This window comes from Streptomyces sp. NPDC037203 (assembly GCF_055605065.1).
Genome location: NZ_JBVJUC010000012.1, coordinates 199,057 through 222,514, shown reverse-complemented (window position 1 = coordinate 222,514; position 23,458 = coordinate 199,057). Strand labels below are relative to the sequence as shown.

At 69.8% G+C, this 23,458-nt stretch carries 23 protein-coding genes and 1 pseudogene; 14 read left to right on the top strand and 10 right to left on the bottom strand.

Features of this window, described 5'->3' with window-relative positions; translation table 11 throughout:
- Positions 1 to 406 precede the first annotated feature (406 nt).
- Both ACZ7EC_RS28080 and ACZ7EC_RS28075 read left to right on the top strand, forming a co-directional pair.
- Positions 407 to 1,210, top strand: coding sequence for a trypsin-like serine peptidase (locus tag ACZ7EC_RS28080; RefSeq protein WP_471066880.1), 804 nt, complete (start codon positions 407 to 409; stop codon positions 1,208 to 1,210).
- A 307-nt stretch (positions 1,211 to 1,517) separates the two neighbouring features.
- Positions 1,518 to 2,750 (top strand): MFS transporter, encoded by a 1,233-nt coding sequence (locus tag ACZ7EC_RS28075; RefSeq protein WP_471066958.1) that lies wholly within the window; start codon positions 1,518 to 1,520, stop codon positions 2,748 to 2,750.
- A gap of 732 nt (positions 2,751 to 3,482) precedes the next feature.
- Here the strand turns inward: ACZ7EC_RS28075 and ACZ7EC_RS28070 are convergent.
- A complete protein-coding gene (locus ACZ7EC_RS28070; RefSeq protein ID WP_471066878.1) occupies positions 3,483 to 5,009 on the bottom strand; it encodes an ArnT family glycosyltransferase in 1,527 nt (508 codons plus the stop codon).
- A gap of 617 nt (positions 5,010 to 5,626) precedes the next feature.
- On the opposite strand from ACZ7EC_RS28070, the gene ACZ7EC_RS28065 reads away from it, so the two are divergent.
- Together ACZ7EC_RS28065 and ACZ7EC_RS28060 are read left to right on the top strand one after the other, a co-directional pair.
- Positions 5,627 to 6,466 carry an alpha/beta fold hydrolase gene (locus ACZ7EC_RS28065; RefSeq protein WP_471066876.1) on the top strand — a complete coding sequence of 280 codons (840 nt, stop codon included), beginning with the start codon at positions 5,627 to 5,629 and terminating at the stop codon, positions 6,464 to 6,466.
- Positions 6,463 to 7,281, top strand: a complete 819-nt coding sequence (locus tag ACZ7EC_RS28060) for an alpha/beta fold hydrolase (RefSeq protein WP_471066874.1) — start codon at positions 6,463 to 6,465, stop codon at positions 7,279 to 7,281. Before ACZ7EC_RS28065 ends, ACZ7EC_RS28060 begins: the two co-directional genes overlap by 4 nt.
- 167 nt (positions 7,282 to 7,448) lie before the next feature.
- On the opposite strand, the gene ACZ7EC_RS28055 is transcribed toward ACZ7EC_RS28060, so the two are convergent.
- Positions 7,449 to 7,979: a hypothetical protein gene (locus ACZ7EC_RS28055; protein WP_471066964.1), complete on the bottom strand. Its 531-nt coding sequence runs from the start codon at positions 7,977 to 7,979 to the stop codon at positions 7,449 to 7,451.
- Between ACZ7EC_RS28055 and ACZ7EC_RS28050 the strand changes: the two genes are divergently transcribed.
- The 4 genes and pseudogenes from ACZ7EC_RS28050 to ACZ7EC_RS28035 form a co-directional block, all read left to right on the top strand.
- The gene (locus tag ACZ7EC_RS28050) at positions 7,927 to 8,046 is read left to right on the top strand and encodes a DUF6131 family protein (protein ID WP_471066956.1); all 120 of its coding nucleotides are present in this window, start codon (positions 7,927 to 7,929) and stop codon (positions 8,044 to 8,046) included. The genes ACZ7EC_RS28055 and ACZ7EC_RS28050 overlap by 53 nt on opposite strands.
- A gap of 148 nt (positions 8,047 to 8,194) precedes the next feature.
- Complete coding sequence (locus ACZ7EC_RS28045) at positions 8,195 to 8,473, top strand: DUF3147 family protein (protein ID WP_471066873.1); 279 nt, start codon at positions 8,195 to 8,197, stop codon at positions 8,471 to 8,473.
- Between the two features lie 205 nt (positions 8,474 to 8,678).
- Positions 8,679 to 9,686 (top strand): diacylglycerol/lipid kinase family protein, encoded by a 1,008-nt coding sequence (locus tag ACZ7EC_RS28040; protein ID WP_471066871.1) that lies wholly within the window; start codon positions 8,679 to 8,681, stop codon positions 9,684 to 9,686.
- Between the two features lie 203 nt (positions 9,687 to 9,889).
- A pseudogene (locus ACZ7EC_RS28035) lies at positions 9,890 to 10,166 on the top strand (transposase); the annotation flags it as partial.
- A 57-nt stretch (positions 10,167 to 10,223) separates the two neighbouring features.
- Here ACZ7EC_RS28035 and ACZ7EC_RS28030 read toward each other — a convergent pair.
- From ACZ7EC_RS28030 to ACZ7EC_RS28010, 5 genes are all read right to left on the bottom strand, one after another.
- Entirely contained in the window at positions 10,224 to 11,279 is a 1,056-nt protein-coding gene (locus ACZ7EC_RS28030; RefSeq protein WP_471066869.1) for a CU044_5270 family protein, read from the bottom strand.
- Complete coding sequence (locus tag ACZ7EC_RS28025) at positions 11,276 to 11,926, bottom strand: RNA polymerase sigma factor (RefSeq protein ID WP_471066867.1); 651 nt, start codon at positions 11,924 to 11,926, stop codon at positions 11,276 to 11,278. The genes ACZ7EC_RS28030 and ACZ7EC_RS28025 overlap by 4 nt, the downstream gene beginning before the upstream one ends.
- A 310-nt stretch (positions 11,927 to 12,236) precedes the next feature.
- A complete protein-coding gene (locus tag ACZ7EC_RS28020; RefSeq protein WP_011113195.1) occupies positions 12,237 to 12,986 on the bottom strand; it encodes a glucose 1-dehydrogenase in 750 nt (249 codons plus the stop codon).
- A 135-nt stretch (positions 12,987 to 13,121) separates the two neighbouring features.
- On the bottom strand, positions 13,122 to 13,553 hold the full coding sequence (locus ACZ7EC_RS28015; protein ID WP_471066865.1) for an Rrf2 family transcriptional regulator: 432 nt from the start codon (positions 13,551 to 13,553) through the stop codon (positions 13,122 to 13,124).
- Positions 13,554 to 13,933: 380 nt separating this feature from the next.
- Positions 13,934 to 14,209: a hypothetical protein gene (locus tag ACZ7EC_RS28010; RefSeq protein WP_471066863.1), complete on the bottom strand. Its 276-nt coding sequence runs from the start codon at positions 14,207 to 14,209 to the stop codon at positions 13,934 to 13,936.
- A gap of 417 nt (positions 14,210 to 14,626) precedes the next feature.
- Between ACZ7EC_RS28010 and ACZ7EC_RS28005 the strand changes: the two genes are divergently transcribed.
- Both ACZ7EC_RS28005 and gcvH read left to right on the top strand, forming a co-directional pair.
- Positions 14,627 to 14,878 (top strand): hypothetical protein, encoded by a 252-nt coding sequence (locus ACZ7EC_RS28005; protein ID WP_471066861.1) that lies wholly within the window; start codon positions 14,627 to 14,629, stop codon positions 14,876 to 14,878.
- A 204-nt stretch (positions 14,879 to 15,082) separates the two neighbouring features.
- Positions 15,083 to 15,457, top strand: coding sequence for a glycine cleavage system protein GcvH (gene gcvH, locus ACZ7EC_RS28000; protein WP_471066859.1), 375 nt, complete (start codon positions 15,083 to 15,085; stop codon positions 15,455 to 15,457).
- 294 nt (positions 15,458 to 15,751) lie between these two features.
- Here gcvH and ACZ7EC_RS27995 read toward each other — a convergent pair whose 3' ends face one another.
- A complete protein-coding gene (locus tag ACZ7EC_RS27995) occupies positions 15,752 to 16,609 on the bottom strand; it encodes a helix-turn-helix transcriptional regulator (protein ID WP_471066857.1) in 858 nt (285 codons plus the stop codon).
- Positions 16,610 to 16,726: 117 nt separating this feature from the next.
- Here ACZ7EC_RS27995 and ACZ7EC_RS27990 point away from each other — a divergent pair, with 117 nt between their 5' ends.
- Positions 16,727 to 17,791 (top strand): aldo/keto reductase, encoded by a 1,065-nt coding sequence (locus tag ACZ7EC_RS27990; RefSeq protein ID WP_471066856.1) that lies wholly within the window; start codon positions 16,727 to 16,729, stop codon positions 17,789 to 17,791.
- A gap of 618 nt (positions 17,792 to 18,409) precedes the next feature.
- On the opposite strand, the gene ACZ7EC_RS27985 is transcribed toward ACZ7EC_RS27990, so the two are convergent.
- Positions 18,410 to 19,285 (bottom strand): SDR family oxidoreductase, encoded by an 876-nt coding sequence (locus ACZ7EC_RS27985; RefSeq protein WP_471066854.1) that lies wholly within the window; start codon positions 19,283 to 19,285, stop codon positions 18,410 to 18,412.
- 64 nt (positions 19,286 to 19,349) lie between these two features.
- Between ACZ7EC_RS27985 and ACZ7EC_RS27980 the strand changes: the two genes are divergently transcribed.
- The 3 genes from ACZ7EC_RS27980 (at position 19,350) to ACZ7EC_RS27970 (ending at position 20,772) form a co-directional block, all read left to right on the top strand.
- Positions 19,350 to 19,946 (top strand): TetR/AcrR family transcriptional regulator, encoded by a 597-nt coding sequence (locus ACZ7EC_RS27980; protein ID WP_471066852.1) that lies wholly within the window; start codon positions 19,350 to 19,352, stop codon positions 19,944 to 19,946.
- Between the two features lie 94 nt (positions 19,947 to 20,040).
- Positions 20,041 to 20,211, top strand: coding sequence for a hypothetical protein (locus ACZ7EC_RS27975; protein ID WP_471066850.1), 171 nt, complete (start codon positions 20,041 to 20,043; stop codon positions 20,209 to 20,211).
- Positions 20,212 to 20,580: 369 nt separating this feature from the next.
- Positions 20,581 to 20,772: a hypothetical protein gene (locus ACZ7EC_RS27970; protein ID WP_471066848.1), complete on the top strand. Its 192-nt coding sequence runs from the start codon at positions 20,581 to 20,583 to the stop codon at positions 20,770 to 20,772.
- A 798-nt stretch (positions 20,773 to 21,570) separates the two neighbouring features.
- On the opposite strand, the gene ACZ7EC_RS27965 is transcribed toward ACZ7EC_RS27970, so the two are convergent.
- Positions 21,571 to 23,415 (bottom strand): APC family permease, encoded by a 1,845-nt coding sequence (locus ACZ7EC_RS27965; RefSeq protein WP_471066846.1) that lies wholly within the window; start codon positions 23,413 to 23,415, stop codon positions 21,571 to 21,573.
- Positions 23,416 to 23,458: the final 43 nt, after the last annotated feature.

The following is a 23,458-nucleotide window of genomic DNA, read 5'->3' as shown; positions in this document are numbered from 1 at the left end:
CGAGGAGGTGGGCGATCCCCGTTGCCGCTCGCGCAGGGGCCGGACTGGGCCCCGGAGGCCCGGGCCGCGATCCAAGTGGCACGGCCGTTCCTCGCCTCCATCTCCGTCCGCGGACGGTCGGCCTCCGCCGGTGCAACTCCTGGGCCGACACGAAGTCCTGGCAGCCCGCGAGTGCCCGCGTGACCGCCTTGCGTTGTCGGGTCGTCCGGCCGCCGGCGACCGGACGGCAGGTCTTTGCGGGTGTGGGCTGTCAGGCCGGTGCCTTCGGGACGGTGGGATGTGACGGGAACCTCCCCGTGGAGCACCTCCCGGACTTCCGACCCCCGTCGATAATGACCTTGTGCGCTCACTAGCCAGGAATGCCGTCCTTCCCCTGACGCTGGTCATCATCGGGACAGCCGCAGTGGTGGGCGACACCGCGTGGGAAACTCATACGGCCAGAAGCAGTGGGCGCAGCGGTTTCGGCAAGTCCGGCGAGCGGGGTCAGTCCCCGCAGGACCAGGACCAGGCCCTCTCCGCGACGGCTCCGGCCAAGGACGGCACCGCGTACACCCCCCGCAGGACCGAGCAGAACGCTCGGATCGGCGCGGTCTTCGAAAAGGACGACCAGGGCGCCCACTTCTGCACGGCGAGCGTGGTGCAGAGTCCGGGCCGGAACATGCTGATCACTGCGGCCCACTGCGCCTTCGACGCCGACTCCGGACAGCCACTGAACGACCTGGTCTTCGCCCCCGGCTATCGCAACGGCGACGAACCCACCGGCCTGTGGAAGGTCAGCAAGGTGGTCGTAGACGACCGCTGGGCCAAGTCGCAGGACGAGGACCTCGACGTCGCCTTCCTCGTCCTCGACCAAAAGGAGGGCAAGAACATCCAGGACGCCCTGGGCGGCAACACCCTCGGCATAAACCGCGGCTTCGACAACAAGGTCAAGATCACCGGCTACCCCGCCAGCCGTGACACCCCGGTCTCATGCCAGAACCGCACCACGAAGTTCAGCGACACCCAGCTGCGCATCCAGTGCACCGATCTCGAGGATGGGACCAGCGGCAGCCCCTGGCTCGCCGACTACGACCCCAAGAGCCACACCGGCACGGTCATCGGCGTCCTGGGCGGCCACGAGGGCGGGGGCGACCAGGACGACGTGTCCTACGCCGCGTACTTCGACGACGACATCGCCAAGCTCTACCGACGAGCCCAGGACGAGGACTGAGCCCAGTTCATCCGCGCCCGGCTCACGGCGAAGGGCCGTACTCCGGTGGCGCTTCCGGGGGGCTTCCTCGCTGGGTACGGCGCTCATGGGCTGCGCTAGCGGGGTCGGCGATCCCGAGGGCCGTGCCTTTCCGTTGAGCTTGTCACGTCTGGCAGGCGAATTTCGGTTGCGCCGGGACGGATGAGCCCGGTGAGGTACCTCCATGGACGGTGCCACCGAGCAGGCGCAACGGGTGAGGGCAGGAAGAAGCGGTGCGGTCACGGGGCAATCGGCTCCATGGCACGCGCTGGCGGTGCTCGTGGCCCTGATGCTGGCGGCCTTCACCTTCAACACTGCGGAGAATCTGCCGGTCGGACTCTTGGAGCTCATCTCCGAGAGCATTCGGGTGCCCCTGTCAGCGGTCGGTCTTCTGGTTACCGGTTATGGCGTGACAGTGGCCGTGGCGTCTGTTCCACTCGCTCACTTTGTGCGGGCTGTGCCCAGACGTCATGTGCTCACGGGACTCCTAGCCGCGCTTGTCGTGTCCAGTCTGGGTGCGGCGCTGTCGACCTCCTACTGGCTGCTCCTCGTGGCGCGGCTGCTGACGGCGCTCGCTCAGGCGCTGTTCTGGGCCGTGATGGGACCGGTCGCAGTGGGCCTGTTCGCGCCCGAGTTCCGTGGGCGTGTGGTCGGAGCGCTATCCGTCGCTGGTTCGCTGGCCCTGGTGCTCGGTGTTCCTGCCGGAACCTGGCTGGGCCAGCAGAGCGACTGGCGGGTGCCCGTTGCCACTCTGGCAGCTCTGGGACTTGTCTCTCTGGTGGTGATCGCCTTTACGCTGCCGACTTCGCGGCCGGAAGAAGAGCCCGCCGCTTACGGGACCAGCCCTGACGGTCGCCGGTTCGCAACGGTGCTTGTGGCCGGGGCTCTGTCCGCCACCGGGGCGTTCACGGGATACACGTACATCGTCAAGTTCCTGAGCTACGTGAGCGGGTTCTCCCCGAGCACGGTCAGCGTTCTGTTCGTTGCTTTCGGTGTTGCCTGTCTGGTCGGTGTGAGCATCACTGGTGCGTTGCTCGACCGCTTTCCGCAGTCCGCGCTGACCACGGCTGTGGCGACGCAGGCGGTGGGCATGCTCGGCCTGTACTCGGCCGGCACCGATGTGGTGGCGGCGATGGTGTTCCTGACGCTGATGGGTGGTGCGCTCGGGCCGGTGTTCATGGCGACCCAGAACGCGATGCTGCACTGTGCCCCGGGCCGCACAGATATCGCACTCGCGTCTAACTCGGGTTCGTACAATGCCGGAATCGCGGCGGGCGCCGCGCTCGGGGGGCTGATTCTGCCGTGGGCCGGCGTGCGGGACACCTTCCTGGCCGGCGGGTTGCTGACCCTTGGGGCCTGCGCGGTGCTGCTCGGCGGGCGGCTGCAGCGCCCTGGACCGGAGTCCACCATGCGGTGGAGTGCACAACGTTCTGGGTCGAGGAGATCAAGGCCCCCGCCGGTTACGACCCCTACAAGCCGACGAAGACGTTCACCGCGGGCCCTGGCGGCCCGGTCACCGTGACCGTCACGAACGCCAAGGCGGCCACCGACCCGAAGCCCGACCCCTCAGACAAGCCGACGCACAAGCCCACCTCCTCCCCGTCCAGCCCCGGCAAGCCGAGCAGCGGAACCGGAGGAGCGACACCCTCGGCCGAGGCCGGCCCCCACACCGGAGGCCGGCTCCTCGCCCGCGGTCGCGGGCGAGGAGTCCACGCCGAAGACGCCGACGGGCTCCCCCGCCCGCACTGGAGCCGATGCCACACCATGGATGATCGGCGGCGTGACCGCGCTGATCGCAGCCGGGGAGGCGCTTTCCTCCTGGCACGCCGCAGCCGCACGGCCACTACCCAAGCCCCGGACTCCATTACCTGGAGTTCCGGTGACTTGGGTACGCCATCGCTCGTGGTGCTGGTGGACCGCCTGCCAAAGCGATCGGGCGCCAGGACATCCTCGGGGAACCCGGATGGACAGGCATCCCTCGCACCCGCCCGGTGCGGCCTGACCCCACTGTTCTGGTCCCACCGTCCGGCCCTACGGCGACGTGGAACCTCGACATGGACACCCGGCTCTACCTCACGGCGGCGGCTGTTCCGGGGCCCCGGCCCCGGACGGCGAGGCCGCCCGGTTGGCCGTGGAGAACGCATGAGCCTGCTCCGCTGCTGGGCCCTGTTCGTGTATGGCTCTGGCGAACGGACCTGTAGCACCGGGTCATGCTCGGGGCTGCCGTCCGGCTCTTATCGTTGGGGAGGGGGTGTCACGCGTAGTTGCGCAGTTCGGGCCACATCTCGCCCCAAGGGCGGCGGGGGCCTGTGCAGACGTAGACGTGGCCGCCCCATTCGACGTTGTGCACGCCGTAGGGGTTGGAGAGGGTGGCGGCCACGCGGACGTGCCGGAAGTACTGGCGCAGATGGGCGGCGTACTCGGGGGCGTGGTCGGGACCGGGGGCGACGGCCACTGCGGTCGTGGCGTCAGGGTTGCCGGGACCCCACCACCAGTCCGTGTTGTGGGCGCTCACGGCGGTGGGCAACCCGGTACCGCGGCCGAGTTCGTTGATGGCGCCGGCCTCTCCGTAGTCCGCCGCGAAGATCACCGCGTTCGCGCGCTGCGCGGGCGGGAGCCCGGTCCATACCTGCCGCACGGTGCCCACCAGCTGCGGCCAGCCCAGGGATTCCCCCGAATTCGAGTTGATGCCGTACGTCCACGCCACGTCGGAGGGCGGCAGTACCGGCAGCACGATCACGGCGAGCAGCGCAGTCGAGACGGCCGTTCCGACCATCAAGCCACGCATCCGGTTTGGTCGGGAGTGCAGCCACCCGTCGAGTCCAACGGCCCCGGCCGCCAGCAGGCACACGTACAGGCCGCCCAGGTAGTACACCTGCGCTCCGGTCGTCACGGCGAACAGCACGAACAGCACGGCGTACGCGGTCACAAGGCATCGCCACAGCGGCCGGCCGGACTGCCACAGGAACCGCAGGCCCGCTACCCACAGCACCGTCATCGCCAGACAGGCCATGCCGAACTGCCCCACGATCCAGGTGAGGATGTTCCCCGGGCCTCCGTTCTTCCCGTTCAGCGCCCGCGTCATCTCGAACATCGCCCAGCCGTGCCGCGACTGCCACCACAGGTCGGACAGCACGAACAGCACGGCTATCGCGGCGCCCGCGAGCAGCCGACGGTCGACCGCGGTCCGACGGGCCGGCCCGAGCAGTACGGCGGCCAGCAGGACGACCCCGAAAATCGCCGCGAGGTGGTTGAACTCCGCACCGATGCCGACCAGCGCTCCCGTAGCGAGCCACCACCGCGTGTCGCCGGTGCGGCCGATGCGTACGACTACGAGCGCGATCGCCGCCCACGCCAGCACTTCGTACGACGTGGTGTTGGCGACGTGCGCGCCGCCCAGGAGCACGGGCATGGTGGCGGTCGCGACCGCCGCGAGCAACTGGGGCCGCCGCGCGCCACCGAACTCCCGTGCGGTCATCCCGCCCACGACCACCGTGCCCGCCGCGGCCAGCGCGGGCCACAACCGCAGGCCCGCCTCCGAGACCCCGAACAGCGACAGCGAGACCCGGGCCAGCAAAGGCGCCAGCGCCGGCTGGTCCACATAGCTCGCCTGGAGGTGCCGAGCGCAGTCCATGAAGTACAGCTCGTCGATGTGGAAGCCGTAGCGCGGCGACAGCACCATCAGCACGGCCAAGACCACAACGGCGACGGCGAACACCCGCCGGTCCAACGGTGCGATCTCTCCGTCCGTACGCCGACCCGCGTCCGTCGCGTCCGTCATCCCCGCTCCCCCCAGTCCACGGCTCCTCGGTCGCGTCGTCCGCGCGGCCGGGTGCGGCCCGGCGCGCACGCTCCCGGGCCGCTCGTACCCTACGCACCCAGTCCACGCGCGGTGAAGCGCCCCAGGCCGGAGCTTCCGGGCGGTCCCCGATGGGCTCCTGGCGGCCTGGGCTGCCCTGCCGGGTGGTGCGGAGCAGCGCTGCACAGGCACCGGCATAGCGGGGATCGAGGCACATCCATGTCAAAGCTCGCGGTCCGCTGCAAGGCGACCGTCCTGGTCGCGGTCATCAACGGGTGGCTGTGATCCGTTCGAGACCCGACTAGGGCGGCAACGATTGAGTTCGGCGCCATCAGCAGATGCTCGAACAGGCGGCGCAAGTGTGCTCGGCGGCGCCTCGTGCAGGTGTGCAGGCGTGCAGGCGGATTCGCGGAGGCCCCGAGGGTCCTCTGCCGGCCCTGGCAGTCGTAGGTGGCAGTGCGTGTGTCGATTTTCTTGCAATCGACGGCGAAAAATGTCGCCTTTCCCTTGGATCGGATGTTCGGGAGCGGTCCAGTCCAGGATGAGTGCTTGTCTCGTGTCGAAGGAGCAGCATCAGGCCGGACACAAGGAACAACCGTATGAGCACTCTGCACGTGAACGACATCTCCCTCTACTACGAGACCCACGGGGACCCGGAGGCCCCGCCGGTTCTACTGATCTCCGGGTTGGGCGGGGTGGGGGCGAGCTGGGGGAGGCAGACTGCGCGCTTCGCCGAGAGGTACCACGTGATCCTGCCGGATCAGCGGGGTACGGGGCGCACGACGAGAGCCTCCGACGGATACACCACTCGGCAGCTCGCGGCGGACATGGCCTCGCTCGTCGAGGAACTCGCCGTCGGTGCGGTCCATGTCGTCGGTTCCTCGACGGGCGGCGCCATCGCGCAGTACATGGCGCTGGACCACCCGGAGCTGGTGCGCTCGCTGACCCTGAGTTCCACCTTTGCCCGCTTCGATGCTTTCGCCAGGCGGGAGTTCGAGGTGCGGCGCAGGCTCGCCGCCGAGTGGGACAGGCGTGATCTGCTGTCCTGCTACTCACTGTTCCTGTTCGGTCCGCGCTACACCCGTGAGCACTCGGAGGCCGTCGTGGAGTGGATCGATCGCGCAGCCGCGCTCCCGACCCGCCCCGAGGACCGGAGGATCGGCTTGGCCCGGATCGACATGATCGCGGCGCACGACACGTTCACGCGACTCGGCGAGATCGTCCAGCCCACGCTGGTGTTGTGCGGCGAGTACAACTTCTGCACGCCGCTTCCGCTGTCGGAGGAGCTCGTGCGCGGCATCGAGGGCGCGACGCTCACCGTCTTCGAGGAGGCGGGCGAGCTCATCGAGCTGGAGCAGCCGGAGAGGTTCTTGGCCGAGGTGGTCGGCTTCATCGACGGGCTGCGTGACCCGGCCCAGGGTGCGGGGGCCGGGCGATGAGACTCGAGCTGCCCGACGCCACCATCGTCTACGACGACGTCGGTGAGGGCGAACCCGTTGTTTTCTTGCACGGTTCGCTGTGCGCCGAATGGCTCACGCCCCTGGCGCGCGAGCTGACGGGGTTTCGGCGCATAGTCATCCACCGTGCGGGCTACGGCGGCAGCGAGGACCGCACGAGCGGAGCCGGCGTGCCCGAGCAGGCCGCCCAGTGTGCCGCAGTTCTGGCGGAGTTGGGAGTGCGGCGCGCCCACTGGGTGGGGCATTCCGCGGGGGCCGACATCGCGCTGCACCTGGCCCATTCCCGCCCGGATCTGGCCGCCTCGCTGGTCCTCCTGGAGCCCGCGCTGCCCCGGGCGGACGACGAGCCCGCCAGTACGGCAATGCCGGCCGCGATCGCCGAGGCCAGAACCGGTGCATGGGAAGCGGCGTTCTATACCTTTCTCACCGGAGTGTGCGGGCCGGGCGTGCGCCGCCTGTTGGCGGACCGGCTCGGTGAACGGGGGCTCTGCGAAGCCGTTGGCAGCAGCCGCCACTTCTTCACCCGGGAATCGGTCGCGTTCGCCGACTGGCAGTTCGGCGCACAGCAGATGAGCGCGGTACGCGCGCCAACGCTGCTCATCGTCGCAGGCGGGGGAGACCGGCTCGGCACGCCTCACCGGGCACGCGCCACCGCCATCGCCGCCCACCTCCCGCACGCCGAGACGCTGGTCGTCGACGATCTCACCCACGCCATGCCGCTGGAGGACCCGGTGTTGACGTCTCGCATCGTCAGTGGGTTCATCACCCGCCACCGGCTGCCCGAGTCGGCTCGCTGAAACACCGGGTCACCGTGCGTCAGGGCGCGGTGGCCCGTCTCGGAGCGGTGCGTGCCGCGGCGCGTGCTCCGGCGGACGGGGGAAGAAGGCGGCGGCGCCCTTGACCGGGCGCAGGGCCGTCACCGTCTCGACGTCCCGCAGTCCGGGCAGTCGCCCCATGACCGACGTCAGGAACCGCCACAGCGATGGGCCAGGCCAGATCCTCGGCCGCGGTGACGGTCAGATCCGGCGGCCGGGCGCGGGCTCGCCTCCGGCGGGGGTGGGCTCACTCCCGCCGGGAGCGCCGAGGGTCCGGCGGTGGCACCCAGCATGATGCTGCCGTACGCCTGGCCGGCCGGGTGACCGGCAGAGCCGTCCTCGCTGGTCAGTGCGGCGAAGTTGGCCTGAAGCGACGTCGAGCGGACGTGCGAACCTGCCGCCTCGACGACGCGCAGCCGGTAGCTGTGCAGGTCGCCGGTCTGCATCCCGGCGGCGATGTCCGGCAGCTTCCACGAGTAGGAGCCCACATCGGTCGGCAGGTCGACCCAGGTGCCGTGCTCGCGCACCTGAAGGGAGACGGTGGGCGTGGTGTACGGGCCGACCGGCGGGTAGAGGTCGACGTCGGTGCTGAGCGCGGACCCGAAGCGGGTGTCCCGACAGGCCGCGATCGTCAGCGTGAATGTGACCGGCTGCGGCGGGGCGAGGGTCTTGCTCGTCATCGGGCTCATCCTGTTCCTTCTCGGCTCCGTGGGACACGCCGTCGGCGGTCGACGCCATTACTGGTAGGCGCGTGAGGGCAAACCACTCGACGACGCTGGTGCACCGGGCCCTGGGCGCTGGAGCGGTGCGCGCCGGGACGATCCAGCCGCTCGGTGTCAGGTGGCCGGACGGCGTGGCCCATTGCTGCACGACGGGCCGGGCTCACGTTGTTCGGATGAAGTCCTTGCCGGAGATCGTCCTGAAAGCCTGTGCCGGTGGCCTGTTCGTCGTGGCGTTCGCCCTGGTGGCCGAGGCCGTCCAGCCCAAACGGCTGGCCGGCGTCTTCGCAGCGGCGCCCTCGGTGGCCCTGGCCAGTCTGATCCTGACCGTCGTGTTCAAAGGCAGCCATGACGCGTCGCCGGCAGCCCAGGGCATGATCGGCGGAGCGGTCGCGTTCACCGCCTACACCCTCGTCGATGCTCCCGCCTTGGGCAGGCTCGGGGCGCTTCGGTGATCGTACGTCTCAGGTGCCGATACTCACGCCGACCCGCAAGCTGGTGCCATAGGCCGGAAAATGTCGGAGGAAGCGTCATGGCGACGGTGGCCGCAGGTTCGATCGCCGGACTGGGGGGCCGGTGGAGGGCGACGGCACCAGCTGCTGGTGTGATCGCCCCAGTCCTGCTGCCGCCGGTGATGTGCGCCGGGCCGACGCACACGGCATGGCCGTACGCACCATGACCGAGAGAGAGTCATGGCCGGTGACCGGCGCGCGGCGGCCCTACTTGATCGTGAATCCGCGTTCGGGAGGAGGCAAGGCGGGCCGGTTTCAGATCGCGGAACGAGCTCGTGCGTTCGGGGCCCAGGTTTTCCTGGTCGACCCTTCCCAGCCGCAGGACTTGGCGGTTGTCGCCCGACGCGCGGTGGATGACGGTGCGGATCTGCTCGGGGTGGCCGGCGGAGACGGCACGCAGGCGCTTGTCGCCGAGGTCGCCGCGGACAGCGAGCTGCCTTTCCTGGTGATTCCGGCGGGTACGCGCAACCATTTCGCGATGGATCTCGGCTTGGACCGTGAAGATCCCTCAGCTGCGCTGGAGGCCCTCACGGACGGCGTCGAACTGCGCGTGGACCTTGGCTACGCAGGCGATCGGGCATTCGTCAACAACGTGTCGTTCGGAGCGTATGCCGCCCTGGTGCAGGACCCGGCCTACCGGGAGGACAAGATCGGCACGATGATGAGGATCCTCCCGGAGTTCCTGGCCCGCCACGAGGGTCCGGAGCTGGTGGTAAGCGCAGGACAACTCACGGTGGACCGGCCGGACGCCGTGCTGGTGAGCAACAACCCGTACCAGATCGACGACCCGGCTGGACTCGGCAGACGGGCTCGACTCGACTCCGGTCTCCTGGGCGTACTGGCTGCCAGGGCGGAGACGCCGGCCGAGACGGCCGCCAGACTGCAAAGCGGACACATACATGGTCTGACCCGTCTCGCAACACCCGACGACGTCCTCATCCACGCCGACGCCCCGGTCGTCCCCGTCGGGCTGGACGGCGAGGCCGTCACCCTGCCCACTCCCGTACGGTGCCGGATCAGTCCCCAAAGGTTGCGGGTTCGGGTTCCCCGTCATCGTCCGGGCGCCGCGGCCACTGGACGGCGGCCGACGGGATGGGCCGTTGTCCGCCGGGCGGCTTCACTTGCCGGCCGATCTCAGGGCCGCCCCACCGACTGACCCGAACGCCGCTCGCCGTTTCCAGCCGGTCAGTGCTGGGGGTGCGGACGCGCGTGGAGCCGAGGGCGCCGCTGGGTGACCGTGCCCGAAGCCAGCTGGCCGATCTCGACGCGCGTTCTGATGGCGCGGACGACTTCGGTCAGGCCCAGAATGATGGCCATGACGCCGACCACCAGGGTGAGTGTGGCGATCGAGGCGAACGGCATGGACTGCCCTCCGGCGACTTCGTGCCCGCGCTGGAGCAGTTCCTCGGCGGCACGGCCGGCCTCTCGCCCGCGACCGTGCCCCGTCTGACGAAGCAGTGGCAGGACGACCACGCGGCCTTCCAGCAGCGGGACCTGTCGCAGACCGACTTCGTCTACGTGTGGGCCGATGGTGTGCACCCGAAGGTCCGGCTCGGCCAGGTCCACTCGTGCGTCCTGGTCCTGCTTGGCGTCCGCCTGGACTGCACCAAGGAACTGATCGCGCTCGCGGCCGGCCTGGCCGCCGGACAGTCCCCCGAACGAGAACTGCCCGATGAGGCCAGGGGGAGGAAGGTCAGGAGACCTTGCCGGGCGAGGCGGGCCGCTGCTTCTCCTCGTCCACCACCGCCCGCCCCAGTATGGCCGTGCGTTCGGTGACCGTGCCCGGCTCGGCGTCCCCGGCCGCGGTGACCTGCACGCCGCGGCTGCCGAGGTAGGCGTAGGTGTGCCGGTCGAAGATCCACTCAAGGCGTTCGCCGGTCTGGGGGTCAAGGCGGGCCAGCGCGATCCCGTCGCGCCCGGCGGCGTCCTGGGAGTGCGGCACCACCACGACGCCGGGGATCTTCGCGGCGGCACGGTAGAGCGCGGCAGCGGTCCGCGCGGGGACCAGTTGTTCGCCCACGATGTCGCCGATGGTGGTGAACGCCTGCTGGTCGCGGTCGCTCTCGCCGTTGGTGCGGGCGTAGACCTTTTTCAGCAGGACCTCGGGATCGGCGGGCAGCGCTTTGGTCTCGTCGTAGGAGTCACGGGTGACGTCGCTGTCGAGGGTGGTGCCCCCCTTGGGCTGGTAGCCGGGCTCGTCCAGCCAGCCCTTGCGCCCGTCGGGCGAGAGCCAGACCTCGCGGGTGTGCAGCGGCTGCACCCAGGTGCGGGAGGTGTTGGTGTCCACGTTGACGTCGGTGGTCGTGGACGACACCTCGCTCCTGATGTAGACGAACTGGTCCGGGCGGGGCGTCGGCAGGGCACCACGGCCGGCCGCGTCGGCGATGTGTTCGACCGTGGAGGCCAGCGCGACGTTGGAACCCGCCTGGATCTGTACGACGGGGGCCGCGACCGGGGCCGGCTCCTTACCGCCGGAGCCGCCGGTGCCGTTGAGGGCGACGACGGCCACCCCGGTGAGGGCCAGGGCGGCGGGGACGCCGATCAGTACCGGTCGGCGCAGGCGGCTGCGAGGTGGTCGGGGCGCGGCGGCCGGGCCGGTGGTGGTGCTTCGGGACCGCTGGATATGGGCCATGAAGGTGTCCTCGAGTTGGCGGTGGCGGTCGCGTGGCAGCTCCGGGTCGCCGGGTGCCGGCAGGAGGCGGGCCAATTCCGCGGGGTCCGGCTCCCCGAACCTCGGTGTCCGCTTCATCGGTCCGTCCCCTCTCCCGACCGGGCCGCGGTGGTGCGGCCGCCCTGTTGTTGTCCGCTCCCGCCAACGGGTTCCATCCGCTCGTACGGTTCTCCCCGGCCCGTCGCCAGTTCCTCGGCGGCGAGTTTGCGCAGCCGGGTGCGGGTGCGTGACAGCCGCGAGCGCACCGTGCCCACGGGCACGCCCAGCGCCTGGGCCGCCTCGGCGTAGCCCAGCCCGGACCACACGCACAGCGTGAACACCTCGCGATCACCCCGGCGCAGACGCGCCAGGGCACGGCTCGCCGCAGCGAGCTCCTCGACGTCCGCCATGCGGCCCACCAGTTCCTCGACGAAGTCCGGGACGGTGTCCTCGACCGGCAGCCGGGTCAGCGCGGCCGAGTGCCGCCGGGCGGCCCGCGCGGTGTTGCGCAGCACGTTGACGGCGATCCCCATCACCCAGGGCCGTGGTGTCTCACCCTCGTCCCGCAGCTTCGCGCGCAGTCGCCAGACCTCAAGGAACGTGAGCGAGACGACGTCCTCGGCCGTCGCCCAGTCCCCGGAGACCCGCACGGCATGCCGGAAGACGAGCTGCGCATGGGCGCGGAACAGCTCCCGGAACGCCTCTGGATCGCCCGCTCTGATGCGAGCGTGAAGTGAATAGTCCACGCCGCCAGTTGTCCGCGGCGGGCACCCTGTTCCCGTGGCTTGCGTCACACTCACCGGGCCCCTATGCCCACATCAGCGACCTCGGCACGAAGCAGTCCCATGACCGGCCGGACAAGTCCTAGCCGACCTCAAACTCCACTGGGCGCAGCAGACACTCTCCGACCCTCGAATCAAGTGACCGGTCGTCCCACCGCCGACTCGGGTGGGCCAAACCGTACGGAGTGCGTACCGACCGCGGTCGGGTGCAACTCGCTGACCAGGGGCGAGAGCGCCTCCTGTCCGGCTGGCGCCTCGTGGCCCGAGGCCCGCTTCAGATTTGGTTGAGGCCGCCGTCGACGAAGAGTTCCGTACCGGTGATGAAGCTGCTCTGGTCGCTGGCAAGGAAGAGCGCCGCGGCGGCTGCCTCATCGGGGCGGCCCATGCGGCCCAGGGGCACCTGGCTCGCGAAGAAGCCCCACAGCTTGGTCGCCTCGTCCGCGTCGGGGGCGAGGCCGGCGTTCCCGGGTGTCTCGATGGGGCCGGGGACGAGGGTGTTGACACGGATCTCTCGGTGCCTGAGCTCGTTGGCCCAGGTGCGGGAGAACGAACGGATGGCGGCTTTGGACGCGGCGTAGACGCCGAACGCCTCTCCACCGGAGGTCGCGGCGGTGGAGCCGGTGAGGATCACCGAGGCACCGTCGTTCAGCAGCGGCAATGCCTTCTGGACAGTGAAGAGGGTGCCTCGCACATTGGTGTCGAAGGTGGTGTCGAAGTGCTGCTCGGTGACTTGCTCCAGGGTAGAGAACTCACCGCCGCCCGCGTTGGCGAACAGGACGTCCACCCGCCGCCCCTGGTCGGCGACGGCGGCGTAGAGCCGGTCGATGTCGGCCGGATCGGAGATGTCGCTGCGGACGGCGGTGGCGTTCGGGCCGATCTCGGCGAGTGCGGCGTCCAGTGCCTCCTGTCGTCGCCCGGTGATGAATACATGCGCACCCTCGGCGGCGAAGCGCTTGGCGCTGGCCAGTCCGATGCCACTGTTGCCACCGGTTACCACGGCGGTCTTTCCGTCAAGCTGTCCCATGACCAGAACTCCAGTTCTATAAAGAGGGTCGGGGCCGACCCAGAATGACGGCGCCACCCGGCAGCGCCCGTCACAGGAGGGGCGCCGGCAGCGTGCTGAGCCGACCTCTGGGGTTTGCGCGAAGCGATTCGATGGTTACCGCGACGCCAGGACGTCCCGCAGGACCTCGGCCAACGTGATCTGGGCCAACTCAGCGCGAACGGCTTCCTCGACACGGGCGTACACCGGACGCATCGCGGGCTGGATACCGGAACCGACCGGACAGCCGAGGTTGGGGTCCGAGCGGTGCATGGCAAACAGCGGTGAGGGCTCGATCGCCTCGTAGACGTCCCGCAAGGTGATGTCCTCAAGCGGTCTGGCAAGTACCCATCCCGCGTCGGCTCCTCGTCGCGAGTGCACCAATCCAGCATCGCGCATCCGCCCGAGTAGCCGCCGGATCACGACGGGGTTGGTGTTGACGCTGCCCGCGACCCCTTCGGAGGTCGCTGTTCCGTCCCCGATCCTGCGGTGCAGTTCGATCCACGTCAGCGCGTGCGCCGCCACGGTGAGCTGGCTGTTGCCCGCCACGATGACCACCTCCCTGGACGTAACAGTAATTGTTACATCGGATGGGGTCAAGTGAGCGCCGACGACACTGGCAGAGCCCCGCCGGCACCGTCCGCCCCGTCCGCGGTCTCATCGGCTCGCGCCCCGCCTGCGGAGTTTCCGCCCCTCTTACTAATCGTTTCAAAATGATCGGGGCCCCCGACCGCAAGGGTGGCGCTGCCGTTCGTCAGCTGTTGAGCAGCCCGATCAGCTCTCCGGCTCCGCTGGATCCCGCCGCGTCGAGTGCGAAATCGCGAGAACCACCCGCCGTCCGACCTCGGCTCGGGCACGGCCTGGCCCTGCTCCGGCCCCGCACCGTCAGCGACCGGGGGCAGACATCCCCGCCTCCAGGCTCGTGCTGGTCAGTCAGGCAGGCCGGCGTCGTCGGCCTGCCTGATGAGGTCTGGGCACGTCGGGGATGGCGTGGGTGATCGGTCTGCGGGCACGGTGAGGGTATGGCGCAGTTCGCGGCTCAGCTGAAAGAGCATGCGGCTGGAGGAGTCGGCTTGATAGGCGTAGAGGCGGAAGAGGCTGACGGCTTGTTGGTCCCGGTCGTCGGTGAAGCGGTCCGGGAGGCCGGCGAGCAACTCGATGTCGCGCTTGCCGGTTACCGCCGCGGCGACGGCGCTGAGGGGCACTGCGTCGATTCCTGCCGCGGGTGAGGCGGCGTCGCTCAGGGCGGCGTGCGCGGCCAGGGCCGCGAAGGTCTCAAGCAGTCGCTCACCGGCCCCCCGGGTCGATACCCCACGTCCGCAGATTGTCGTGTCGGCTGGCTTGTCGCTCCGGCTCCTGGTCGATCAGGGGCAGCACGACACGACCGAACTGGGCGCAACGCCGCCACACCGCGTCAGGAGACGAAGACATGGTCGGATCCTTTCCCTGGGAAGCCTGCGGGTGGGCCTGCGGCCGGAGCAAGCAAGCGCCGGACCCGAGAGGGCCAGCGCTGCCCACTCATATCGGCCCCACGCGATGCCCCAGTCCACACCCGCCACGTGAGAGGCTGGGCCGGTTACGGCCTGAGGGGGAACAGACGGGTGCGCGCCCATCATGTCGCGGTGGCCGCGGCCATCACGGCGATCCTTGCCAGCTCGGCTTGTTCTGCCGGCTCATCAGCACGCCCGCCGTCCACCTCGGCGCCCGTGCGGCATCGGCTGCGTGACGGCCTGCTGACTCAAGCCCAGCTTCCGCATGGCTTTAAGGACCTGGGCAACCGCCGCCAGTTCTCAGCAATCCCGTCACACCAGGCGGTGGAGGTCGCCCGCTCTCTCCGCAAGCGGCTGCGCGACCGGCAGCAGGGCGGGGAGTAACCAACGCCAGGAGACGGGCGTTGAGCAGGGCATCGCGTGCATGACATCCGAATCCCAGCTGTTGCGCAGCTGGCGTCTGGCGGATGCGCACGACGTTCCGGAGTGGAAGTCCTTGCTGAACACGCCGTCGATCAACAGGAAGTCCTCCTCCTTTCTATGACACTCTGAACTCAAGTCGTCACTTTATGTTACGGGAGCATCGTCGTGATTCCGTCCTACCTCAAGTACACGAAGGACCACACGTGGATGAGCGAACGTGGCCCGGAGTTCAGAATCGGCATCACGGAGTACGGCCAGGAGCGGCTTGGGGACGTTGTCTTTGTTCAGCTTCCCGAGGTCGGAAGGCACATGATGGCCGGAGAGGCTGTCAGCGTTGTGGAGTCGACCTCTGGCGAAATGCGCGTGCAGACCCCCAGGAGCGGCGTAGTGACCGCGGTGAACAGCCCCCTGGACGACGAGCCTGAATTGGTGAACAGCGATCCGTACGGTGAGGGCTGGCTGTTCTGCATCCAGCCGGACAGGGGAGCGCCCGCCTACGGGGTGATCGACGCGGCGACGTACGAGGAGATGTTCGGCTAACGACCCCGAGTTCGTATCCTGACTCGCCCGATCGAGAAAGATCGGGGTAACCCCGTGCCGTGACTCCCACTCAGGTCGCCATCTCGCACGCTCACTCGCCAAGTGAAGCGCCCAGTGACAGTGAGCCGAAGCACGATAGTTGTCACCGGGGGCACCTGCGACCTGCGACTTCGGTGCGGGTGAAGCACAGTGGTTGTCACCAGTGCGGCTCGCTGCATGTCACCAGCAGCGCGTGAAGCATAGTGGGTGTCTCCGGATACGGCGGTCCGCCGGTGGCCTGAGCTGCAAGGCGACTCAGCCCGGGAGCCTGGACACTTTAGTCGTGCATAGCCGGTCCAGGGACGCGCGGCTCTCCTCGTCCGCGGCGCGGTAGACAAGCAGGCGCAGGTCCGGATCCTGGAGCGGTAGCAGGACTTCGAAGTCGACGGTGATCGCACCGGCGACCGGATGCCGCAGCAATTTCCGGCCGCGTCCGTTGACGCCGACCTCCCGCTTCGACCAGAAGCGGGCGAAGTCCTCGTCCTGCGTAACGAACTCGGCGATGAGGCCGGACAGTTCCCGGTCCTGCGGGTGCGCGGCCCATGCCGCGCGCAGGTGAGCGACCCCGTCCCGCAGCACCTGCTCCCGGTCTGCGTAGAAGCCGCGCATCTCCGGGTGCAGCAGGCACAGCCACATCGCGTTGCGCCGTGACGGCGGCACAGCCTCGAAGCCCGGTAGCAGCCGGGCCATTTCGGGGTTCCAGGCGAGGATGTCGTAACGGTGGTTCAGCAGCATGGCCGGCAGCGGTGACAGGTCACCGACCAGGTGGGCCAGCGACGGCGCCGCACCGGCGGCCAGTCCACCGGTGATGCCGGGGCGGCGGCGTCCGGCCAGGTCGAACAGGTAGTCGCGCTCGCTCGGATCCAGGCACAGAGCCCGGGCCAGCGCCGCCAGCACCTCTGCCGAGGGCCGCAGTCCGCGGCCCTGCTCCAGACGGACCACATAGTCGGTGCTGACCCCTGCCAGTTCGGCGACCTCCTCCCGGCGCAGCCCCGGCGTCCGTCGGGGCCGCCGGTGCGACGGCAGCCCCAGCCGGTCGGGGTCGAGGCCTTCGCGCCTGCTCCGCAGGAAGGCGGCCAGCTCCTGTGCGGTGTCCATGGTTCGGGTCGTCATGACCGGTCCAACCACCAGGGTGGGACCGGCCTTCCCAGGAAGTGCCCTCCCTTACCCCCCGGCCGCCGCCGCCACAGACTCGGTCCCGGCAACGGACCACGAGCACAGGAGGACCTGATGGCACTGACCCTCGACGCCTACCGGCTGCTGGGCCGCTCGGGGCTGCGAGTCTCACCGCTGGCCCTGGGTACCGCGACCTTCGGCACCGAGTGGGGCTGGGGTGCCGAGCGCGCCGAGGCCCGCAAGCTGTTCGACCACTACGTCGAGCTCGGCGGCAATCTCTTCGACACCGCTGACACCTACACCGACGGCAGCTCCGAGCGCCTGCTGGGCGAGTTCGCCCGTGAGGAGCGCGAACGCCTGGTGCTGACGACCAAGTACTCGACACTGCGCCGCCCCGGCGACCCCAACTCCGGGGGCGGTCACCGCAAGGCCCTGTTCGGCTCGGTCGAGGGGAGCCTGCGGCGGCTGGCCACCGACTACATCGACCTGCTGTACCTGCACGTCTGGGACTTCCGCACGCCGGCCGAGGAGATCCTGCGCGGCCTGGACGACCTGGTCCGGCAGGGCAAGGTGCTGTACGTGGCGATCTCCAACACCCCGGCCTGGCAGGTGGCCCGGATGCAGGCGATCGCCGACCTGCGCGGTTGGTCGCCCCTGGTCGCGCTGCAGCTCGAGTACAGCCTGATCGAACGCACCGCGGAGCGCGACCTGATCCCGATGGCCCGGGAACTGGGCCTGGGCGTGGTCCCGTACTCACCGCTGGGCGGCGGGGTGCTCAGCGGCAAGTACGGCCGGGACGACGTGGCCGCGACGGGCGCCGGCACCGCCACCGGTACCCGCAAGGGCCTCAACCTCGCCCTGGGCACGCTCACCGAGCGCAACCTGGCCGTGGCCGGGGTCGCCCGGGAGGTCGCCGCCGAGCTGGGTCGCACCCCGGCCCAGGTCGCACTGGCCTGGACCCTGCAGAACCCAGGCGTGGCGACCACGCTGATCGGGGCCCGAACTCCCGGCCAACTGGAGGAGAACCTGGGCGCCCTGAAGGTCGAGTTCACGGCCGCTCAGCTGGCCCGCCTGGACGCAGCGAGCGCGATCGAGCTCGGCCAGCCGCACGACCTGCTGGCGAGCGACCACATCCGCCGGGTGACCACGGGCGGCCTGCGGATCGAGACTCGCCGCTGACGGCCGGCCGTCAGCGGCGGGAGCCGGAGCCTGGAGCCGCGGTCGGTTCACCGTCCGGGCGAGCCACGTCCGGATCACTTCCGACGTCGGACTCCGTCGAACCCAGTGACTTTCACCGTTCTCACGTCCCCGGTCGGAGGTGAGCCTAGTCGGCGCCGGCCGAACTGGTTCCGACTCTGGTGACCAGATTCCGACCAGCGTGTCACGGCACATCCAGGCGCGCCTCATCCGGGGAGCCTGGTGACAACATGCCTGCCTTGGTGACGATTATCGTGCTTCGGCTCATGTGTGAGCCGAAGCACGATAATCGTCACCATCGGCATCTGCTGGCATGCGGCTTCAGTGAGGACGAAGCATGGTGGTTGTCACCGATGTGGCGCGCTACCTGTCACCAGCGGCAAACGAAGCAGGGGCGAAGTCACCGCCTCAGACGGATCCGCAGCCGCCGCCTGAGTTGTCTGTCAGTGGTCAAGATCCATTCCCTGGGTACGGCCAGTTATCGGGCCCCATGGACGGCCAGTTCACATGGCATGCCGGGAAGCTCTGTCACAGATCGTGACGCCACCTCCAAGGGCTCCGCGGAGGCGGAGGCTGGGGACGCAGGTCGCGCCGATGAGGTTACGAATCCTTCGCGAATGCGCTGGCGTGGTCGGCGGCCCACTGGCGAAACGTTCGCGGCGCCGTCCCGAGGAGGTCGGACACCGTGGTGGTGACGTGGGCGGGTTGGCCGACTGCCGCGTGCCAGGCGGCGAGCAGCATCTCGACGGTCGCGCTGGGTGCGCCCTGGGAGAGGGTGCGGAACTCGTCCGGCGTCATCTCCTCGAAGGCGAGGCGGCGGCCGAGGGCGTCGCCGATGACGGCGACCTGTTCGGCGTGGGTCAGCGACTCGGGGCCGGTCAGGACGTAGTCGCCGCCGACGTGTCCGTCCTGATGGAGAGTGTGGGCCACGACGGCGGCGATGTCGCGGTCGTCGACAGGTGCCGTCGCGGCGGCGGCGTACGGCCAGCGGACCACGTCGCCCGCGCGGATCGCCGGTGCCCACCAGGGCAGGCAGTTCGAGGCGAACATCCCCGGTCGGACGACCGTCGACTCGAGGCCGGTCGCGGCGATCAGGCGCTCGAGGTCGGCGTGCAGGGCGGCCATCGGGTTGGGCTGCTGGAAGAAGGGGTGCGGCGTCCGGTGCGGGGAGGAGAGGAGGACGACCCGCCGCGCCCGGACTGCCAGCCGCGCCACGACCTCGGCGGCGGTCGCGGGTGGGGCGGTCCAGAGGAGGAAGACCACGCCCGCGCCGTTCAGGGCCGACTCGAGGGAGTCGGGCACGGTGAGATCGCCGGTGACGACCTCGACCTGCGGCGGCAGCACCGCGGCGGCTTCCGGGCGGCGGGTGAGGGCGCGGACCGGTACGCCAGCGTCGAGGAGTTGGTCGATGACGAGGCGGCCGATCCGGCCCATCGCCCCAGTCACGAGTACAGGAGCACTGTCTGTCTGACTCATGCCGCCCATGAAATGGTTACTCGGTTAAAAAAGCAACTCAGTCACGCTGATGTACAGTGGTCCGATGGGCAAGCCGTCGGGTCTGCGGGACCGCAAGAAGGAGCGGACGCGCGACGCCATCGCCGAGGCAGCCGCGTCGCTGTTCCTGGAGCACGGCTTCGACCGCGTCTCGGTCAACGACATCGCCGCGGCCGCCGAGATCTCCAAGCCGACCCTCTTCCGGTACTTCCCCACCAAGGAAGACCTGGTACTGCACCGGTTCGCGGACCATCAGGGCGAGGCGGCCCGCGTGGTCCGCGACCGGGAGTCCGGCATCGCGCCGGTGGCGGCGCTGCACCGGCACTTCCGGGCCGCCCTCGACCGCCACGACCCCGTCACCGGCCTCAACGACCATCCACAGGTGGTCGCGTTCCACGGGCTGGTGTTCAGCACGCCGAGCCTGGCCGGACGGCTCGCGCAGTACCAGCTCGAGGACGAGGAGGCGCTGGCGCGGGCCCTCGGCGACGGCGTCCAGGCGCGCGTACGGGCCGCCCAGGTGCTCGCGACCCAGCGGGTGCTCGCCCGCGCCAACTGGCAGAAGATTGCCGACGGCAGGACCGCACGCGACGTCCACCCCGAGGCCGTCGCCGACGCCGACCAGGCATTCAACCAACTGCGGTGATAGGCGCCGCTCCCGATTCCAGGACGAGATCGCGCACACCCGACCCCCGCTACCCCGCGCCCCAGCGCCGACTCCCCGGTACCTGGAGCAGGTGATGGCCGACCAGGACCAGGACCTGGTCGACGCCGACCCCTACGGCCCCGGCGACGACTCCTTACCGGTCTTCCGGTGGGAGCAGGCCGGGTGCGACAACCTCGCCAGCCGCCGCCAGCTGCGGGAGATGGGACTGCGCCCCGGCGGCCAGGAGCCCGTCGCCCGGACCTAATGCCGCGGCGGCAAGCGCTTCGCGTGGTTCTACCGGATCGACCTGGCGAAGCCGAAGCGCCCGATGACCCTCGCGAAGGAATCCGCGCTCGACAAGGCATGACCGCACGCCAGACATGCGGCACCTGCCGTCGGCGCTACTTCCACTGCCTCCCGCTGAAGACCTTGGGGCCCTGCCTGGAGTGCTTCGACGGCACGCCCGCCGACCCCGGAGACTCCTGCGACCGGCCATGGCCACCAGCGCCCTCGGACGACCGTCGCGATTACCCGCGCGTTCGGCTACCGCGTCACACCGACTGCGCTGCTCGCCGGCGCGGCCATCAACGCCGGGACGCACGCCGCGATCGACCTCGGAGCCGTTCTGCTGTGGTTGGCGAAGAAGACCGGCTGCATCGAGCGCTGCAAGGCCGCTCGCGTCGACGACGACGGCAAGGCCACCTCGGAGCTCACCGGGCCGGGCAGCGCGTGGATGGAGCTGGACGCGGCCCTGCACCGCTCCATCGGCATCGCTGCCGCCGACGTCACCGCCTGGCTCACCACCCGCCCCGGTGCCCGCCGGTGACCCGCAGCGCATCGAACGCGTCCGCGCCGCGGCCGGCATTGCCGCGCTGGCGCTCTCTCCAGCAGATCGAGGACGACCTTCGCGCCGACGACGTCGACCAGGAGGAGTTCGCCGTGATCCTGCGCGAGCTCAATCGAGGACACCGATCCGCCCGGCGGCTTCCCCGCGGCCGTGGCGCAGTTGCTCACCGCCGCCGCGCGCCGTGCCGAGCAGATCCGAGCCCGACCGCGACGGAGATGCCTCCTGCCCCGTGCACGAGGCCGCCGCCCTGATCACCGACGACGCCGGACAGCGCCTGATCTGGTCTGCCCGCGCCCTTCACCCGCAAGGAGCTGATGGCGAGCGCGAAGGCGACGAACCCGCCCCTGGGGGCAGTGCACGCAGTGCTTCCGCGCGAGGACTGCCCACAGTGCGTGGACCACATGAAGAACGGCCACCCCGCCCACATGATCGTCCGCTGACGCCGCTGCGCGAAGCTCTCGCACCTGCTCACTGCCCACGCCGGGCAGCGCGCCATCCGGGCCGCCCGGCGCCCTCACTCGCAGATCCCGTATGACCGGGCTGATCTACCCGCAGATGCCCGAGCACAGCCTGGTGGTCCTGGTTGGCCCGTCCGGCGCGGGAAGTCCACGACCGCGCGTACCTGGCCCGCCTCCCAGGTCCTGTCCCTGGACGCGCTGCACGAGGCCGTCAGCCAGCGGTCGTCGGGTGCTGTGCGTCTGAAATCCTGGCCACGCAGCGGGGCCCCAACAGGTGCGGACGGGCCTTACCGTGTCGTACTCCATCGCACCGCCCCAGTCAGCGAGGCAGTGTGATGGGGAAACGCAGGCGGCAGATGACAGCCTCGGTGTTGCGGCGGATGGCGCGGTCCAGGACCGCGCCGCGCTGGTTCTGCAACAGGCGCTGCCATGGCTTGGGCAGGTGCATCTCGGGGATCAGGACCACCAGGCGGTCGTGGCCGTCCTCCGCGGCGAGGGCGCACAGGTGGTCGACGATCGGCCGTGTCAGTGACCGGGTGCGGCTGTGCAGGACGGTGAGCGGCACGTCGGGTTGCCAGGTGTTCCATGCCTGGCGGACCTCGTCGGCGGAGGGCGCCTCTGGGTCCTCGGGGTGGACGACCGTGACGGCGCGCACCTGGTCACCCAGTGAGAGGGCGGCGCTGATCGCCTCCTGGGTGAGTTTGTTGACCGCTCCCACCGGGACGACGACGAGCGAGCGGCGATGTTCCGGGCGGTCGGGGACCTCACCGAGGTGCAGGGCTGTGCCGATGCGCTGGTAGGTGTGGTGCACCGCTTCGAACAGCATGACCAGTACCGTGACGGCGACGAGGACGAGCCAGCCGCCTTCATGGAATTTGGACACCATTTCGATGACCAGGGCCGCGGCGGTCAGAAGCGCGCCCAGGCCGTTGAGGGCCGCGCGTCCGAGCCATCCGGTGCTGCCTTCTTCATGCCAGTGTCGGACCATGCCGGCCTGGGAGAGGGTGAAGCCGATGAAGACGCCGATGGCGAAGACCGGCACGAGCTTTTGTGTGTCGCCTTGGGCTGCGACGAGCAGGACCGCGGCGATTGCCGCGAGGACGACGACGCCGTAGCGGTAGACCTGCCGGTCGGCGCGCAATCCGAAGACGTGGGGCAGGTGGTTGTCCCGTGCCAGCAGCGAGGCGAGCACGGGCATGCCACCGAAGGAGGTATTGGCTGCCAGCGCGAGCAGCACCATGGTGGAGAACTGCACGATGAAGAAGCCGACGTTGTGGCCAAGGGATGCCTCGGCCAGCTGCGCCAGGACGGTCTTGGTCCCGCTCGGCGCGACGTGGAACTTGCCGATCAGCACTGACAGGCCGATCAGCATCGCGCCCAGCAGCGCGCCAAGGGCGAACTCGGTGCGCTGGGCCCGCCTGATCCGGGGGCTGCGGAAGGTGGGAACGGCATTGGCGATCGCCTCCACCCCGGTCAGGGCCGAGCAGCCGGAGGCGAAGGCGCGCAGAAGCAGCAACACCCCGACCGTTTGGACAGTAGAGGAAGCGGTGGGATGGTCGGGCTGGACGACCGGGTGCGATCGCAGCAGGCCGCCCAGGATCACCGCTGCGATCGCCGCGATGAACACCACGGTCGGGACGATCATCACCTTCGCCGACTCGGCAACCCCATACAGGTTGACCGCGGTGATCAAAAACAGGACCACGAGACACAGCAGCACACGTTCGCCGTACAGGGCGGGGAAGGCCGAGGTGAGCGCCGCGATGCCGGCGGAGACCGACACCGCGACGTTCAGCACGTAGTCGATGATCAGCGAGGCGGCGGCGATCAGGCTCAGGCGCCGTCCCAGGTGGCGCCCGGCCACCGCATACGCGCCGCCACCGTCGGGGAAGGCGGCGATCACCTGACGGTAGGAAAACGTCAGCGCGGCCAAAAGCACCACGATCGCCAGCGTGACCGGCAAGGTGTAGCCGAGGCCCCGGCTGCCGGCCACCGCCAGCACGACCACGATCGCCTCAGGCCCATAAGCCACGGACGCCAGAGCATCCAGCGACAGTGCCGCCAGCCCCTGCGGCACCGTCAGCCGGTCCCGCTCCCCACGCTCGGTGCCGGAACCCGGCAGATGGCCGCCCGATCCGTCGGCGTTCTCAGCGCGTGCAGACACCAGTCCCCTCCAGTCCCACCAACTTGGTCGGCCTCTCGACTCT

What these genes read in the sequence shown, in the direction of transcription:
- ACZ7EC_RS28065 (WP_471066876.1), top strand. Translation starts at nt 5,627, where the DNA reads ATGAGCACTCTGCACGTGAACGACATCTCCCTCTACTACGAGACCCAC.
- ACZ7EC_RS28055 (WP_471066964.1), bottom strand. Translation starts at nt 7,979, where the DNA reads ATGACGAGCAAGACCCTCGCCCCGCCGCAGCCGGTCACATTCACGCTG.
- ACZ7EC_RS28070 (WP_471066878.1), bottom strand. Translation starts at nt 5,009, where the DNA reads ATGACGGACGCGACGGACGCGGGTCGGCGTACGGACGGAGAGATCGCA.
- ACZ7EC_RS27980 (WP_471066852.1), top strand. Translation starts at nt 19,350, where the DNA reads ATGGGCAAGCCGTCGGGTCTGCGGGACCGCAAGAAGGAGCGGACGCGC.
- ACZ7EC_RS27985 (WP_471066854.1), bottom strand. Translation starts at nt 19,285, where the DNA reads ATGAGTCAGACAGACAGTGCTCCTGTACTCGTGACTGGGGCGATGGGC.
- ACZ7EC_RS28060 (WP_471066874.1), top strand. Translation starts at nt 6,463, where the DNA reads ATGAGACTCGAGCTGCCCGACGCCACCATCGTCTACGACGACGTCGGT.
- ACZ7EC_RS27995 (WP_471066857.1), bottom strand. Translation starts at nt 16,609, where the DNA reads ATGACGACCCGAACCATGGACACCGCACAGGAGCTGGCCGCCTTCCTG.
- ACZ7EC_RS28020 (WP_011113195.1), bottom strand. Translation starts at nt 12,986, where the DNA reads ATGGGACAGCTTGACGGAAAGACCGCCGTGGTAACCGGTGGCAACAGT.
- ACZ7EC_RS28030 (WP_471066869.1), bottom strand. Translation starts at nt 11,279, where the DNA reads ATGAAGCGGACACCGAGGTTCGGGGAGCCGGACCCCGCGGAATTGGCC.
- ACZ7EC_RS28045 (WP_471066873.1), top strand. Translation starts at nt 8,195, where the DNA reads ATGAAGTCCTTGCCGGAGATCGTCCTGAAAGCCTGTGCCGGTGGCCTG.
- ACZ7EC_RS27975 (WP_471066850.1), top strand. Translation starts at nt 20,041, where the DNA reads ATGGCCGACCAGGACCAGGACCTGGTCGACGCCGACCCCTACGGCCCC.
- ACZ7EC_RS28075 (WP_471066958.1), top strand. Translation starts at nt 1,518, where the DNA reads ATGCTGGCGGCCTTCACCTTCAACACTGCGGAGAATCTGCCGGTCGGA.
- ACZ7EC_RS27990 (WP_471066856.1), top strand. Translation starts at nt 16,727, where the DNA reads ATGGCACTGACCCTCGACGCCTACCGGCTGCTGGGCCGCTCGGGGCTG.
- ACZ7EC_RS28040 (WP_471066871.1), top strand. Translation starts at nt 8,679, where the DNA reads ATGGCCGTACGCACCATGACCGAGAGAGAGTCATGGCCGGTGACCGGC.